Annotated in this window: 11 protein-coding genes; 2 read left to right on the top strand and 9 right to left on the bottom strand. The window is 47.4% G+C overall.

All coding sequences use genetic code 11. The features are described from left to right. Positions 1-230 precede the first annotated feature (230 nt). Both NYE33_RS07475 and NYE33_RS07470 read right to left on the bottom strand, forming a co-directional pair. Complete coding sequence (locus NYE33_RS07475; protein ID WP_341065315.1) at positions 231-1,580, bottom strand: globin-coupled sensor protein; 1,350 nt, start codon at positions 1,578-1,580, stop codon at positions 231-233. Positions 1,581-1,753: 173 nt separating this feature from the next. Beyond that, positions 1,754-2,386 (bottom strand): Crp/Fnr family transcriptional regulator, encoded by a 633-nt coding sequence (locus NYE33_RS07470; RefSeq protein WP_341065313.1) that lies wholly within the window; start codon positions 2,384-2,386, stop codon positions 1,754-1,756. Positions 2,387-2,629: 243 nt separating this feature from the next. Here NYE33_RS07470 and NYE33_RS07465 point away from each other — a divergent pair, with 243 nt between their 5' ends. Both NYE33_RS07465 and NYE33_RS07460 read left to right on the top strand, forming a co-directional pair. Further along, a complete protein-coding gene (locus tag NYE33_RS07465) occupies positions 2,630-3,079 on the top strand; it encodes a V4R domain-containing protein (RefSeq protein ID WP_231575237.1) in 450 nt (149 codons plus the stop codon). Between the two features lie 51 nt (positions 3,080-3,130). Beyond that, on the top strand, positions 3,131-3,472 hold the full coding sequence (locus NYE33_RS07460) for a cupin domain-containing protein (RefSeq protein WP_042140136.1): 342 nt from the start codon (positions 3,131-3,133) through the stop codon (positions 3,470-3,472). An 89-nt stretch (positions 3,473-3,561) separates the two neighbouring features. Here NYE33_RS07460 and tuf read toward each other — a convergent pair whose 3' ends face one another. The 7 genes from tuf to rpoB all read right to left on the bottom strand — a co-directional run bounded on the left by tuf (position 3,562) and on the right by rpoB (position 15,757). Beyond that, positions 3,562-4,752, bottom strand: a complete 1,191-nt coding sequence (tuf, locus tag NYE33_RS07455; RefSeq protein WP_039298612.1) for an elongation factor Tu — start codon at positions 4,750-4,752, stop codon at positions 3,562-3,564. 109 nt (positions 4,753-4,861) lie between these two features. Further along, positions 4,862-6,940 (bottom strand): elongation factor G, encoded by a 2,079-nt coding sequence (gene fusA, locus NYE33_RS07450; RefSeq protein WP_042140137.1) that lies wholly within the window; start codon positions 6,938-6,940, stop codon positions 4,862-4,864. Positions 6,941-6,987: 47 nt separating this feature from the next. Next, positions 6,988-7,458 (bottom strand): 30S ribosomal protein S7, encoded by a 471-nt coding sequence (gene rpsG / locus NYE33_RS07445; RefSeq protein WP_020427074.1) that lies wholly within the window; start codon positions 7,456-7,458, stop codon positions 6,988-6,990. Positions 7,459-7,503: 45 nt separating this feature from the next. Beyond that, positions 7,504-7,923 (bottom strand): 30S ribosomal protein S12, encoded by a 420-nt coding sequence (gene rpsL / locus NYE33_RS07440; RefSeq protein WP_020427075.1) that lies wholly within the window; start codon positions 7,921-7,923, stop codon positions 7,504-7,506. A gap of 134 nt (positions 7,924-8,057) precedes the next feature. Then, complete coding sequence (locus NYE33_RS07435) at positions 8,058-8,309, bottom strand: ribosomal L7Ae/L30e/S12e/Gadd45 family protein (protein ID WP_039298604.1); 252 nt, start codon at positions 8,307-8,309, stop codon at positions 8,058-8,060. A gap of 178 nt (positions 8,310-8,487) precedes the next feature. Beyond that, positions 8,488-12,099, bottom strand: coding sequence for a DNA-directed RNA polymerase subunit beta' (gene rpoC, locus NYE33_RS07430; RefSeq protein ID WP_042140138.1), 3,612 nt, complete (start codon positions 12,097-12,099; stop codon positions 8,488-8,490). A 112-nt stretch (positions 12,100-12,211) separates the two neighbouring features. Next, positions 12,212-15,757, bottom strand: coding sequence for a DNA-directed RNA polymerase subunit beta (gene rpoB, locus NYE33_RS07425; RefSeq protein WP_039298596.1), 3,546 nt, complete (start codon positions 15,755-15,757; stop codon positions 12,212-12,214). Positions 15,758-16,005: the final 248 nt, after the last annotated feature.

Genomic DNA, 16,005 nt, shown 5'->3' with positions numbered 1-16,005 from the left:
TCTGACGTCGACCTCATGGCAAAGGGGCCGGGTGTGTCAGTAACCTCTCACATCATCGCAACGTCTCAGAACAACATTTATTATTATATATAATAGGCGGCTATATTGCAAGGGGATTTGCAAAAACAAATCAACTTTTTCCGAAAAAAATAGAAAAGGTACCTTTCTTGTTCAGAATGGCACCGTACGAGCTGCAATATGACGTTTTTCTTCTATATATAAGGTTCCTTCTATAAATTATCCGTTGCAGATTTGAATTGTCCTGCCGAAGCTGCTGTCTGCGCAGTTGCTGAACCAATACCTTCAATGGTCTGAATGAGCACCTTAATCTCTTCCTCTACCGTAACAATTCTCTGGGTACTCGTCTGCATCGAGTCTACAATATCGCTGAAGAGCCTGCTAGTCTCGAGGGACTGGTGTTTGCCACTCTCTGTCAACTCCTGAACTTTACGGATCTCCCCAACAACCTGCGATGTTAGCGAGCTGGACTGAAGGGTCAGTTCACCGATCCGGACCACCGTGTTCTTGGTATCCTCTGCAAGTCTGCTTACCTCCTGCGCTACAACACTGAATCCCCGCCCGTGGTCTCCCGCCCTTGCAGCCTCGATCGTTGCATTCAATGACAGAATCTTGGTCTGGTCAGCAATATCCTGGACAGCCGCCACAATTTTACGGATCTTCTGTGATGAACTGCTCAGTTCATTTACTGAACGCTCCATCTCATTAGTACTATCATATATAAGATTAATCTGACCCGTAAGGTTGTTAAGCTGTCCATGTCCCTCCCTGGCCTTCCCCTGTGACTCCAGAGCGGAGGCGGCAGTGCGCTGGAATGTATTGTTGACTTCATTGCTGCTCGCCACCAGCTGCTCCACAGCGGCGTTAGTATCTATACTAAGGTCTATCAGTTCTCCGCTGAATTCAGCTATCTTGTGTTTCAATTCGTTCTTAACCAGCAGATACTGTTCTTCCTTTTCCCTAATGTTCTCCTTCTCATATTCCTCAAGGACCAGCTGTTGTTCCAGATTAAGCAATTTGGTTACGGTCTGGACCAATTTGATCCTCTCGACATCTGTATGCGTCTCATTATAGATAGCCGTAATGAATACATTCTGCAGATTCTGAAAAGCGGAGAGATACCATTTAGGCTCCAGGCCAATCCTCTTATGAATATTCGCAATTTTTAGCCGCTTGGCTATGTACTCCTCGTTAACATTACCATCAAAAATCTCGATGATATGCTCGCGCAAAGTCTTTTTGAGCCGTTCAATACTGCTGTGTTCCAGAATGATTGCTTCAAGTTTGTTAACTCCAAGAACCGTATTATAGAATTGATTAGTGATATCGTCGATTCTCTGTTCTACAACCGGTTTCATCAAGCGCAGGAGTCTTAGATCTTCCTCAGTTAAATCAATCATTCGCATTTGCTCATTCAAATCATCATGCCCGTAAAGGGTATGATACATCTCTGTGGCAGTGGGTGCAAAGCTCTTGCTGTCCGTTGATGGAGCGGCGGGAGATTCCTCATTGGTGTTCTTTGAAGTCAGACCATGCATAAATGAAAAAGGACATTTCCCCATACTTCCACACTCCCTAAAATCCTAATAATTTACATTGTCTATATAGAAATATTCTACTCTATCAATAGATTAGATGTAAAGAATTTTAAGTATTATTTTGTAGAATTATGTTGAAAATACGCATGTACAGCACTGTAATTAGTCACATTTTGTCGAATAATAGGATTTCAATCTCAGATTTCTGCAATCTGAATAAGAGCTTCCAGCTCAAGAATATTTACGGTTCTTTTATGCATGGCGATAATCTTCAAAGCTTCCAGTTTATTCAGTTTACGGCTTAGAGTTTCTGCGGTAGTTCCAATCATGGCTGCTACCTCTTTTTGGGCTGACGGCAAATCTACGGATTGTGCTAAGGCATGTGCAGTCACTGCCGATTCTGCAAGATTCCTTGTATACAGGTATACCAACAGCCTGGCCAGTCTCTTCTCTACCTCAAACATGTGCAATGCCCCTGCAGCCTCCTCGGCCTGATGCAGCTGCTCGCTAACAGACATCAGGAAGCTAAAGGCAAGCCCTGCATTCTGCTCCAGCAAGGGAATAAAGTCTTTGCGGTGCATCCGGCATACCTCTCCGCTCTCAATCACCTCTGCCGTTACATCATTATTCTTATTATGGAGTAAGGCAAACTGGGCGAAATAATCGCCCGGGAAAAGAAAACGGACAATATGCTGTTTTCCATCCTTACTGTTCTGAGTCAGCTTGATGAGACCGCTCTTTACTACAAACAATGCTTCAGACGGCTCCCCTTCTCTGCACACTTGACTTCCTTTTTTATAGTTATGGGTCTCTGTAATCGATTCAATCATCACTAATTCCTCATCAGACAAGCTCCGAAACACAGGAACCTGACGTACACAGGCATGCGAATTGCAGGTAGTACAGCTCATGATCCTTCACCCTTCCTTATAGCTGACTCTAACATATCAAGATTCCGGATTCCGGCGGGTGACTGGAAACACATAATTCTCAAAAACTTGATTTGTATCAAGGATTCTTCACCGGCTTATCCTTACAATAGAATCATAGAGAGAGTAAAGGAGTTGGAGTAATTGCTGCAATATTCATTTGAGGATATGCGTCAGATTGATAGGAGTACCCTTGGTAATACGGTACCCCTTGAGTTGTTTCGTACCATACGTCTGATTGGACTCAACCAGGGGCTTCCTCTGGGAGGAAAAGGGACTACGCTTACCATTGGCAGAAAGATTGGTGAAAGTCTGCCTGTCAGTTCTGTTGAAGATCTTCTACAAATGTTTGAGGAGCTCAAAATCGGTATTCCGCGGATTGTTCATTCTGATGAACGTAGGATCAATATTGCTGTGGAGGACTGTTTTTGCAAAGGGCTGCCTTCACTTGAAGATGAAAAAATGGTATGTGATTTAGAGGGAGCGATTCTTGAAGGGGCACTCGGCAAGATTCTTGGCCGTAAGGTCTCTGTTAAAGAGATCAAATGCAACGTTACCGGTCATGAGCACTGCGAATACGAAGTAAAGCTTTAATGGATGAGAACGAGATAAAAAATTTTTAATTATGAAAGCAGGGATTATCTAATGGAAAAGAAAAGTTTAGTTGACGTGCTGCAGTATCAGGAGGAACGTTTTACAAAGAAAATCCTCTTCCAGCAAGGTGAAAGTGTTGTATTCGTGCTTAATTTCATGCCGGGTCAAAAATTGCCTGTTCATAAGCATCCTGGAGCGGATGTATATATTCTTGCTTTAAAAGGAGATGGAACCATTCATGTAAATGAAGCGGAGCAGCCCCTTATTGAAGGAGAGACTATCTATATCGCCGGAGATGAATCTTTTGCCTACACCAATGACAGCTCATCCCCTTCCAGTCTGCATGTTGTTCTGTCCAAGCTGCCGAGTCCGGCCTATGCCAAAGAAATCTAGACCCTACAGCCAGCAATAAAAACAGGGCCCCTTCATAATGAAGGGGCCCTGACTTATATTCCGGATCTATCCTAACGGATAGAGACGAATTATTTCTGGATGGAAGCTACGGAACCGGCACCAACTGTACGTCCGCCTTCGCGAATGGAGAATTTAGTACCTTCTTCAATAGCGATTGGGGAGATCAGGGAAACAGTTACAGTGATGTTGTCACCAGGCATAACCATTTCAGTACCTTCTGGCAAGTTGATGATGCCAGTTACGTCAGTTGTACGGAAGTAGAACTGTGGACGGTAACCAGTGAAGAATGGTTTGTGACGTCCGCCTTCTTCTTTAGTCAGAACGTAGATCTGAGCAGTGAACTCTGTGTGTGGGTTAACGGAGTTCGGCTTAGCCAATACTTGGCCGCGCTCGATCATGTTACGGTCTACACCACGCAGCAATGCGCCGATGTTGTCGCCCGCTTGTGCGGAATCGAGCAATTTACGGAACATTTCAACGCCTGTAACAACGGATTTTTTCTTTTCTTCATGAATACCAACGATTTCGATTTCTTCTCCGACTTTTACTGTTCCGCGTTCTACGCGACCAGTTGCCACAGTACCGCGGCCAGTGATGGAGAATACATCTTCGACAGGCATCAAGAATGGTTTGTCAGTCTGACGTTCTGGAAGCGGGATGTATGTGTCGATCGTTTCGAACATTTCAACGATCTTCTGTGCATATTCGCCTTCAGGGTTCTGTAGAGCTTCACGAGCAGATCCACGGATGATTGGAGTATCATCGCCTGGGAAGTCGTATTCGCTCAGCAGGTCGCGAACTTCCATTTCAACCAGTTCAAGCAACTCTTCGTCTTCAACCATGTCGCATTTGTTCAAGAATACAACGATGTAAGGAACGCCTACTTGACGGGACAGCAGGATGTGTTCACGAGTCTGTGGCATAGGGCCATCAGCTGCGGATACAACCAGGATAGCTCCGTCCATTTGCGCTGCGCCAGTGATCATGTTTTTAACATAGTCGGCGTGTCCAGGGCAGTCTACGTGAGCGTAGTGACGATTAGGAGTTTCATATTCAACGTGAGCAGTGGAGATAGTGATACCACGTTCGCGTTCTTCAGGAGCCTTATCGATTTGGTCGAATGCTACAGCAGCGCCACCGTATTTTTTGGACAATACAGTAGTGATTGCAGCAGTCAGAGTTGTTTTACCATGGTCGACGTGACCAATAGTACCAATGTTAACGTGCGGTTTGTTACGTTCAAACTTTGCCTTTGCCATTTGAACAGTTCCTCCTTAATGTGGGGTTCCTTATATTTGAGCCGCCCGCCTACATGCAATTCTTAGATGACTTATGTGATATACCCGGACGGCAAGTTAAAAATTGAATTTATTCTCCGCCTTTGTTCTTGGCTACGATTTCTTCAGCAATGGATTTAGGTACTTCTTCATAGTGAGAAAGTTCCATTGAGAATACGCCGCGTCCTTGAGTACCGGAACGAAGTGTTGTGGAGTATCCGAACATTTCGGAAAGAGGTACCTTTGCACGGATAATTTGCGCACCGCCACGGGAATCCATACCTTCGATCCGTCCGCGTCTGGAGTTCAACATACCCATTACATCGCCCATGTATTCCTCAGGAACAGTTACTTCCACTTTCATGATTGGCTCAAGCAGGACAGGTTTACACTTGTCTTTAGCTGCTTTGAGTGCCATCGAGCCGGCGATTTTGAACGCCATTTCGTTGGAGTCAACATCATGATAGGAACCATCTACGATGGTAGCCTTAACGTCAACAAGCGGGAAGCCTGCAATAACGCCGTTTTTCATTTGCTCTTCAATACCGGCAAGTGCAGGAGCGATGTATTCTCTAGGAACAGAACCACCGACAACTTTACTTTCGAACTTGCTGCCAGTACCCGGCTCGAGAGGTTCAAATTCAACCCATACGTGACCATACTGACCGCGACCGCCGGATTGGCGAACGAATTTACCTTCAACACGTGCTGGTGCTTTGAATGTTTCACGGTAAGCAACCTGTGGTTTACCCACGTTGGTTTCTACCTTGAATTCGCGGCGCATACGGTCGATGATAATATCCAGGTGAAGCTCACCCATACCTGCCAGGATAGTTTGGCCAGTTTCTTCATCAGTGTGAGCACGAAGAGTAGGATCCTCTTCAGTCAACTTTCCGAGAGCTACGCCGAGCTTATCTTGGTCAGCTTTGGTTTTTGGTTCAACTGCGATTTCGATAACCGGATCAGGGAAGTTCATGGATTCCAGGATAACCGGATGTTTCTCGTCGCAAAGTGTATCGCCGGTACTTGTGTCCTTCAGACCAACTGCTGCCGCGATATCACCGGAGTATACAATGGAGATTTCTTGGCGGCTGTTTGCATGCATTTGCAGGATACGGCCGATACGCTCACGTTTGTTCTTGGTAGCGTTAACTACATAAGAACCGGATTCCAGTACACCGGAGTATACGCGGAAGAACGTAAGTTTACCTACATAAGGGTCAGTCATGATTTTAAATGCCAGTGCTGCGAATGGTTCTTCATCCGAAGAGTGACGAACCGCTTCTGTACCGTCATCCAGATGACCTTGAATAGCCGGTACATCCAGTGGGGATGGCAAGTAATCAACAACAGCATCCATCATGAGCTGAACACCTTTGTTACGATAGGAGGATCCGACAATTACAGGGAAGATCTTAACATCACATACGCCTTTGCGCAATGCTGCCTTAATCTCATCCACTGTGATTTCTTCGCCTTCCAGATACTTCATAGTCAGATCTTCGTCAAGTTCTGCAACCTTCTCGATCAACTCGAGACGCAGTCCTTCAACTTGTTCCAAATAATCAGCAGGAATATCAGTAACTTCGATGTTCTGTCCCAGGTCATCCTTGAACATGTGAGCTTTTTGCTCAACAAGGTCAATGATACCCGTGAAGTCGTTCTCGGCACCAATTGGCAATTGAATTGCAATTGCGTTGGCTTGCAGGCGGTCACGCATACTGTCGATAACGTTCAGGAAGTCTGCACCGATGATATCCATTTTGTTCACATAAGCGATACGGGGAACGCCGTAACGGTCAGCCTGTCTCCATACGGTTTCGGACTGAGGCTCTACGCCCTCTTTCGCACTAAATACACCAACTGCCCCATCCAATACACGAAGGGAACGTTCAACTTCAACAGTGAAGTCAACGTGCCCAGGGGTATCAATAATATTGATGCGGTGGCCCTTCCATGCAGCGGTCGTAGCAGCGGAAGTAATCGTAATTCCGCGCTCCTGTTCTTGTTCCATCCAGTCCATTGTAGCAGCGCCCTCGTGAACTTCACCGATTTTGTGCGTACGGCCTGTGTAGAAAAGAATCCGCTCAGTAGTGGTAGTTTTACCAGCATCAATATGTGCCATGATCCCGATATTACGTGTATTTTTTAAGGAGAACTCTCTTGACATGAAATGGATCTCCTTTCAAAATAGAAGTTATTTGAACGGCTATAATCCTACCAGCGGTAGTGAGCAAACGCTTTGTTCGCTTCAGCCATTTTGTGCGTGTCTTCACGTTTCTTAACGGAAGCGCCTGTGTTGTTGGAAGCATCGATAATCTCAGCCGCCAAACGCTCTTCCATAGTCTTCTCACCGCGGTTGCGTGAGTAGTTTACAAGCCAACGTAATCCCAAAGCAGTACGTCTTTCAGGTTTAACCTCGATAGGTACCTGGTAGTTAGCACCGCCGACACGACGAGCTTTAACTTCCAATACAGGCATGATGTTCTTGATGGCAGCTTCGAAAACTTCCATCGGTTCTTTACCTGTACGTTCCTGAATCAACTTGAACGAATTGTACAAAATGCTTTGAGCGACACCTCTTTTACCACCCAGCATAATACGGTTGATCAAACGAGTAACCAACTTGCTATTATACAATGGATCTGGCAATACATCTCTCTTAGTAACTGGACCTTTGCGTGGCATGGATATCCCCCTTTCTTAAATGGTTATTATTCGGATATGCTTGTCTTATTTCTTAGCCTTAGGACGTTTCGCACCATATTTGGAGCGAGCTTGCATCCGGTTAGCAACACCTGCAGTATCAAGTGCACCACGAACGATGTGGTAACGAACTCCTGCAAGGTCCTTAACTTTACCTCCGCGCAGCAATACTACACTGTGCTCTTGAAGGTTGTGTCCGATACCCGGAATGTAAGCAGTCACCTCAAGACGGTTCGTCAAACGAACACGGGCATACTTACGAAGTGCTGAGTTTGGTTTACGTGGAGTCATTGTGCCTACACGAGTGCACACACCGCGTTTCTGCGGGGCGCTCAAATTTGTAGCCTCACGCTTGAGGGCGTTGAACCCTTTTTGAAGAGCGGGAGATTTGGATTTTTCGATTTTGGCTTGACGGCCTTTACGAACCAGTTGATTAATAGTTGGCATGTTGTGCCACCCCCTTCCTGAAATGATAGTCAATTTACAAACATTAAGTCCACAGACCCAGGTGGTTCATAAAAAGACAAATGAAAAGTCCTTGCTGCCGAAGTGTACCCCGGTACAAAAACGTTCTCTTGTTGCTATTGTTTTAAGACGGCTGCCATAGCAGCACCAACTTCTATACCGCAGGCCTTGCCCAAATTCAGCATGGTGTCCACATATGTGACCTTCACACCTTGTTTGCCGCAAAGCATAACAATTCTGGAAGTAAGCCGTTGATCTCCGTCCTCCGCCACATAGACTTCTGCGGCTTGGCCCAACTCCACCGCCTTGACGGTTTGTTTGGAACCGATCTTGACCTGAGCATCCTGTAACCCTCTATCATCAGTCATGAAAAACATTACCTCCACTGAACAAGAATGACAAGGCTACTCACGCACCTTAGACATATTAGCATCCTCAGCACACGATGTCAAGAAAAACAGCAATAATTTTATTAATATTCATAACAGACAGCCGCGTCACGCAAGGTTGTCACGTGACGCGAATGCTGAATGCGATGATTATTTATTACTCAGCTGGAACCGTTTCTAAAGCGGCTTGCTTGCTTTCTTCATTCGGATCACTAAGCTTAACATTACGGTAACGATTCATACCTGTACCTGCAGGAATCAGCTTACCGATGATAACATTTTCTTTAAGACCGAGCAACTTATCCACTTTACCCTTAATTGCTGCATCCGTCAAGACACGGGTAGTTTCCTGGAAAGAGGCAGCAGACAGGAAGGAGTCTGTTTCCAGAGAGGCTTTGGTAATACCGAGCAGTACTGGCTTAGCAACTGCAGGTTCTTTACCAGACAGGATAGCTTCCTTGTTGGCTGCTTCATATTCATGAATATCCGCAAAAGCACCCGGCAGGAGAGTGGTATCTCCAGCATCGATAATACGGATTTTGCGCAGCATCTGCTTAATCATAACTTCAATGTGCTTATCATTGATCTCAACGCCCTGGTTACGGTATACACGCTGTACTTCTTGCAGAATGTAGTTCTGTACCCCGCGGATCCCTTTGATACGCAGCATTTCTTTAGGGTCAATAGAACCGTCTGTCAATTCATCGCCGGCTTCAATCTCCTGGCCTTCACTGACACGCAGACGGGAACCGTAAGTGATAGAATAGGTCTTGGACTCCGCTTCACCCTGGACTTCGATTTCACGACGGTCCTTAGTTTCACGAATTTCCTTAACTACCCCGTCAATCTCACTGATTGTTGCCTGACCTTTAGGGTTACGGGCTTCAAACAACTCCTGGATACGCGGCAAACCTTGCGTGATATCGTCTCCGGCAACACCGCCGGTATGGAATGTACGCATGGTAAGCTGTGTTCCTGGTTCACCGATGGATTGTGCAGCAATAATGCCGACAGCTTCCCCGATTTCCACGAATTTACCTGTTGCCAGGTTACGTCCGTAGCACTTCTTGCAGACCCCATGACGGGCACGGCAGCTGAGTACAGAGCGGATCTGCAGTTTGGTAACCCCAGAATTCACAATTTCCTCGGCCTTATCGGAGTCAATCAGATCGTTACGGTGAACGATGATTTCCTTCGTTTCCGGATGACGGACAGTCTCAAAGGAATAACGGCCTTCAATACGGTCGTAGAGATCCTCAATAACTTCCTTGCCATCTTGAATCCGGCTGACGGTGAAGCCTTTATCGGTACCGCAATCTTCTTCGCGGACGATTACGTCCTGTGCCACGTCAACGAGACGGCGTGTCAAGTACCCGGAATCCGCTGTACGCAGCGCTGTATCGGCCAGACCTTTACGCGCTCCGTGAGTGGAGATAAAGTACTCGAGGACGGTCAGACCTTCACGGAAGTTCGCTTTGATTGGCAATTCGAAAATCCGGCCCGAAGGTGTAGCCATCAGACCACGCATACCACCGAGCTGGGTGATCTGCGATTTGTTACCACGCGCCTTGGAGTCAACCATGAGCATGATGGAGTTGAAACGGTCCATCGATTTCAGCAGGACGTTCGTAAGTTCATCCTTAGTCTTCGACCAGATCTCGATAACACGGTCATACCGTTCATCATTAGTAATCAGACCACGGCGGTATTGATTCGCTACTACATCAACCTTAGCTTCGGATTCTTTAAGAATTGTAGCTTTTTCCTCAGGCACGATAACGTCTGATACGGCAACCGTAACACCGGAACGTGTAGAGTACGTAAAGCCGAGTTGCTTAATTTTATCCAGAATCACTGAAGTTTTGGTAGTGTGATAGGTTTCGAAGCAGCGGGCAATGATTAAGCCCAGATATTCTTTACCTACAGCACTGGCTTCCGGAGCAGCCATGATCAATTCGCGGATATCCGCGCCTTTTTCATAGATGAAGTACTTCTCTGGTGTGCCTTGCAGCAGGTTTGTTTTGGTGGCTTCATTGATGTATGGGAAACTGCTTGGATAGATTTCGTTGAAGATAATCTTACCCACTGTTGTAATCAGTAATGCATTCTGCTGTGCCTCTGTAAAGTTGGTTTTACCCAGTGCCTTAACAGGAATAGCAACACGTGCATGCAGACCAGCGGTTCCGCGTTGGTAAGCTGAAACAGCTTCATTCACGGTACGCAGAATCATACCTGTTCCCTTTTCTTCCTTGTTATCCATGGTCAGATAGAACGTACCAAGGACCATATCCTGGGAAGGTGTAACAACCGGCTTACCATCTTTAGGGTTCAGGATGTTACCGGATGCTAGCATGAGGATACGGGCTTCAGCTTGAGCTTCAGCGGATAGAGGAACGTGTACCGCCATCTGGTCACCGTCAAAGTCGGCATTGTAAGCCGTACATACGAGCGGGTGAAGACGGATCGCGTGACCTTCTACCAGAATCGGTTCAAACGCCTGTATACCCAGTCTATGCAGCGTAGGGGCACGGTTCAGCAGAACCGGATGCTCTCTGATCACTTCTTCAAGTACATCCCAGACTTCAGGACTTACGCGCTCAACCTTACGTTTCGCGCTCTTGATGTTATGGGCAAGGCCCTTATTAACCAATTCTTTCATTACAAACGGTTTGAAGAGTTCCAGTGCCATCTTCTTCGGAAGACCGCATTGGTACATCTTGAGGTAAGGTCCTACGACGATAACGGAACGTCCGGAATAGTCAACGCGCTTACCGAGCAAGTTCTGGCGGAAACGTCCTTGTTTACCTTTCAGCATATGGCTGAGAGATTTGAGCGGACGGTTACCAGGACCTGTTACAGGACGGCCGCGGCGGCCATTGTCGATCAGGGCATCAACAGCTTCCTGAAGCATCCGTTTCTCATTCTGCACGATAATATCAGGAGCGCCGAGATCCAGCAGTCTTTTCAGACGGTTGTTACGGTTAATTACGCGGCGGTACAGATCATTAAGGTCAGACGTAGCAAAACGGCCGCCGTCGAGCTGAACCATAGGGCGAAGCTCCGGAGGAATAACCGGGAGCACATCCATGATCATCCAGTCTGGCTTGTTGCCGGAGTTGCGGAAGGCCTCAATAACTTCCAGACGTTTGATCGCCCGGTTACGGCGCTGGCCTTGGGCCGTGCGCAGCTCTTCTTTGAGGAATTCCAGTTCTTTATCGATATCGATATCCTGAAGCAGTTTTTTGACGGCTTCAGCACCCATGCCAGCCTGGAACCCGTAGCCGTATTTCTCACGGTAGCTGCGGTATTCTTTCTCAGACAGCAGTTGTTTCTTCTCCAGAGGAGTTTCACCCGGATCGGTTACAACATAAGATGCAAAGTAGATAATCTCTTCGAGCGATCTTGGAGACATATCCAGTGCCAGACCCATACGGCTCGGAATACCTTTGAAATACCAGATATGAGATACCGGAGCTGCCAGCTCGATGTGGCCCATACGTTCGCGGCGGACTTTAGCGCGGGTAACTTCCACGCCGCAGCGGTCGCACACAACGCCCTTATAACGGACGCGTTTGTATTTACCACAGTGACATTCCCAGTCCTTTTGCGGCCCAAAGATGCGTTCGCAAAAAAGACCCTCTTTTTCCGGTTTCAAAGTACGATAGTTAATGGTTTCCGGTTTTTTAACTTCTCCGCGGGACCAAGAACGAATTTTTTCCGGGGAAGCGAGCCCGATTTTCATAAATTCAAAATTGTTAACGTCCAACAAGGAGCAACCCTCCTTAACCTATATCCTGATTTAGTACCACAGCCCTCTCTTGACGGTAAGTCAACAGAGGGCGCGGTCCTTTGTGTAATGAAATTAGTGGCTTGCTGGTGAACTACTCTATGCCGACTTCTGCGCCTTCCAAATTGAGGCTCAGCTTGTCGCCTGACGTCTCGTCCTCATCGTCCAGTTCCTTCATCTCGATCTCCTGCTCGTCACCGCTAAGGATTTTGACATCCATACCCAGCGACTGCAGCTCCTTGATCAATACCTTGAACGATTCCGGAACACCCGGTTCTGGAACATTTTCACCTTTGACGATGGATTCGTACGTTTTCACACGGCCGACCACGTCATCGGATTTCACAGTCAAAATTTCTTGCAGTGTATACGCCGCGCCGTAAGCTTCAAGTGCCCACACTTCCATTTCCCCGAAACGCTGTCCGCCGAACTGAGCTTTACCGCCCAGTGGCTGCTGTGTAACGAGTGAGTAAGGACCTGTAGAACGGGCATGAATCTTATCGTCAACCATGTGCGCAAGCTTGATCATGTGCATGACGCCGACAGTAACTTCACGCTCGAAGCGCTCGCCTGTACGTCCGTCATACAACACAGTCTTACCATTACGCTGCATGCCTGCTTCTTCCATCGTATCAAACACGTCATACTCACGGGCTCCGTCGAATACCGGAGTAGCTACGTGGATACCCAGACGAAGTGCCGCCATACCGATATGGACTTCCAGCACCTGTCCGATGTTCATACGCGAAGGTACGCCCAGCGGGTTCAGGACAACCTGTACCGGTGTACCGTCCGGAAGGAACGGCATATCTTCTTCAGGCAGAATGCGGGCAACGACACCCTTGTTACCGTGACGTCCGGCCATCTTGTCACCTTCAGAAATCTTACGTTTCTGAGCGATGTAGACACGAACCAGTTGATTCACACCAGGAGGCAACTCATCGCCGTTCTCACGGGTGAACACCTTAACGTCAACGATAATACCATCACTACCATGCGGAACGCGCAGGGAGGTATCGCGGACTTCACGGGCCTTCTCACCGAAGATAGCGTGCAGCAGGCGTTCTTCAGCAGTTAGTTCAGTTACACCCTTTGGAGTAACTTTACCAACCAGAATGTCACCGGCATTGATTTCCGCACCGATACGGATGATTCCGCGCTCATCCAGATTGCGGAGTGCCTCTTCACCAACGTTTGGAATATCACGCGTGATCTCTTCAGGTCCCAGCTTGGTGTCACGGGCTTCGGATTCGTATTCCTCGATATGGATCGAAGTGTATACATCTTCCTTAACCAGCTTCTCACTCAACAGGATCGCATCCTCGTAGTTGTAACCTTCCCAAGTCATGAACGCAACAACTACGTTGCGGCCAAGAGCAAGTTCGCCCATTTCTGTGGAAGGTCCGTCTGCCAGGATGTCACCTTTCTTAACAATATCGCCACGTTTAGCCAGAGGACGCTGATTAATACAGGTACCTTGGTTCGAACGCATAAATTTGTGTAATTTATATTTAACGATATCGCCTTTAACTTCCTTGCCTTCAACTGCCTCTACACGGCGCAGCCAGATTTCATTGGCAGAGGAGCGTTCGATAATACCGTCATATTTGGAGACAATACATACGCCCGAATCCTTGGCGGATTTATGTTCCATCCCTGTGCCGACAAGCGGAGCTTTCGGAATCAGAAGCGGAACGGCCTGCCGCTGCATGTTCGATCCCATCAGTGCACGGTTGGAGTCATCGTTCTCAAGGAACGGAATGAGCGCCGTAGCGACCGACACAACCTGCTTAGGTGAAACGTCCATGTAGTCAACACGGTTACTAGGCATTGTAGTAATGTTATCTGAATCTTTGTTGTAACGGACGATAACCATGTCTTCCTTAAATGTACCATGCTCATCAATCTGTACATTCGCCTGGGCGACTACATAGTTATCTTCTTCATCGGCAGTCAGGTAATCGATTTGTTCTGTAACCTTGCCAGTCTTTGGATCCACCCAACGATACGGAGCTTCGATAAAGCCGTATTCATTGATGCGTGCAAAGGTGGACAAGGAGTTGATCAGACCGATATTCGGACCTTCCGGTGTTTCGATAGGACACATACGGCCGTAGTGACTGTGATGTACGTCGCGGACTTCAAAGCCTGCGCGTTCACGGGTCAGACCGCCGGGTCCGAGTGCCGACAGACGGCGTTTGTGTGTAAGTTCAGCAAGCGGGTTCGTCTGATCCATAAACTGGGACAGCTGCGAACTACCGAAGAACTCTTTGATGGACGCGATAACCGGACGGATGTTGATCAGTGCCTGCGGTGTAATCGCATTGGCGTCCTGAATCGACATTCTCTCCCGCACCACGCGCTCCATACGGGACAGACCGATGCGGAACTGATTCTGCAGCAATTCACCTACAGAACGCAGACGGCGGTTACCCAAGTGGTCGATATCATCTGTATTACCGATACCGTGCAGCAAATTAATAAAGTAGCTGATTGAGGATATAATATCAGCCTGGGTAATATGCTTGACCGACTTGTCAATGTTGCCATTGGCGATCAGTTTGATAATCCGGCCTTCTTCAATTGGCGAGAATACGTCAATGGTCTGCAGCGGAATATCTTCACTGTCCATAACCCCGCCGGTAACACGGTAGTTCTTGCCAGCTACATTCTTCTCGAAATAAGGAATCAGCTCATCAAGCAGGCGGCGGTCAACCATCTGGCCGGATTCTGCCAGGATTTCTCCTGTAGATTCATCAACCAAAGGCTGTGCCAGACGCTGATTGAACAGACGATTCTTGATATGCAGCTTTTTATTGATTTTGTAACGGCCTACATTGGCCAAATCATAACGTTTCGGATCAAAGAAACGTGCGACCAATAGGCTCTTGGCATTGTCAAGTGTCGGTGGTTCGCCCGGACGCAGACGCTCGTAAATTTCAATAAGCGCCTTCTCCGTGGAGTCCGTGTTGTCTTTATCCAGCGTATTGCGAATATATTCATCATTGCCAAGCAGTTCCAGAATTTCAGCATCACTGCCGAAGCCTAGAGCACGCAGAAGCACGGTTACCGGGATCTTACGGGTCCGGTCGATACGGACATACATGATGTCCTTAGCGTCGGTCTCCAGCTCCAGCCAAGCTCCGCGATTCGGAATTACTGTGGCGGTGTAGGTTTTTTTGCCGTTCTTATCCACTTTTGTGCTGAAATAGACGCTTGGAGAGCGAACCAACTGGCTGACAATAACCCGTTCCGCACCATTGATAATAAAAGTGCCGGTTTCCGTCATCAGCGGGAAATCTCCCATGAACACTTCCTGCTCTTTGACCTCACCGGTCTCCTTATTGATGAGACGCACCTTCACACGCAGAGGAGCCGCATATGTTACGTCTCGCTCTTTAGCGTCGTCAACCGTATACTTCGGTTCACCCAGGCTGTAATCAATGAACTCTAGTACCAAATTCCCTGTGAAATCCTGGATCGGCGAGATGTCCTGGAACATTTCCCGCAATCCTTCCTCCAAAAACCAGTCATAAGATTTTTGTTGGATCTCGATCAGGTTCGGGACCTCGAGTACCTCGTTAATTCTCGCATAGCTCCGCCGAGTGCGTCGACCATACTGAACAAGATGTCCTGCCAACTTTACTCACCCCTCATGTCTACTCACTTAAAAATTGATTGCGAACCCTTGTTTGGACCCGTATAATGGAACCATAACACAAGGATTCAGCCATAAATACAGAAAAGCCCCTTATCGAAATCTTTCGAAAAAAGAGCGCATCTATCCACGGCCAAAATACTCCTTATCCAGTAGATTTGCCCAAAACGTGCGTATTATACGTCACCAAGCAACAGTTTATGCGCTATTATCTATTGTCCCGGCGACCT

This window comes from Paenibacillus sp. FSL R10-2199 (assembly GCF_038000235.1).
GTDB lineage: Bacteria > Bacillota > Bacilli > Paenibacillales > Paenibacillaceae > Paenibacillus_AQ > Paenibacillus_AQ phytohabitans.
This window is presented reverse-complemented; position numbering and strand designations above follow the sequence as displayed.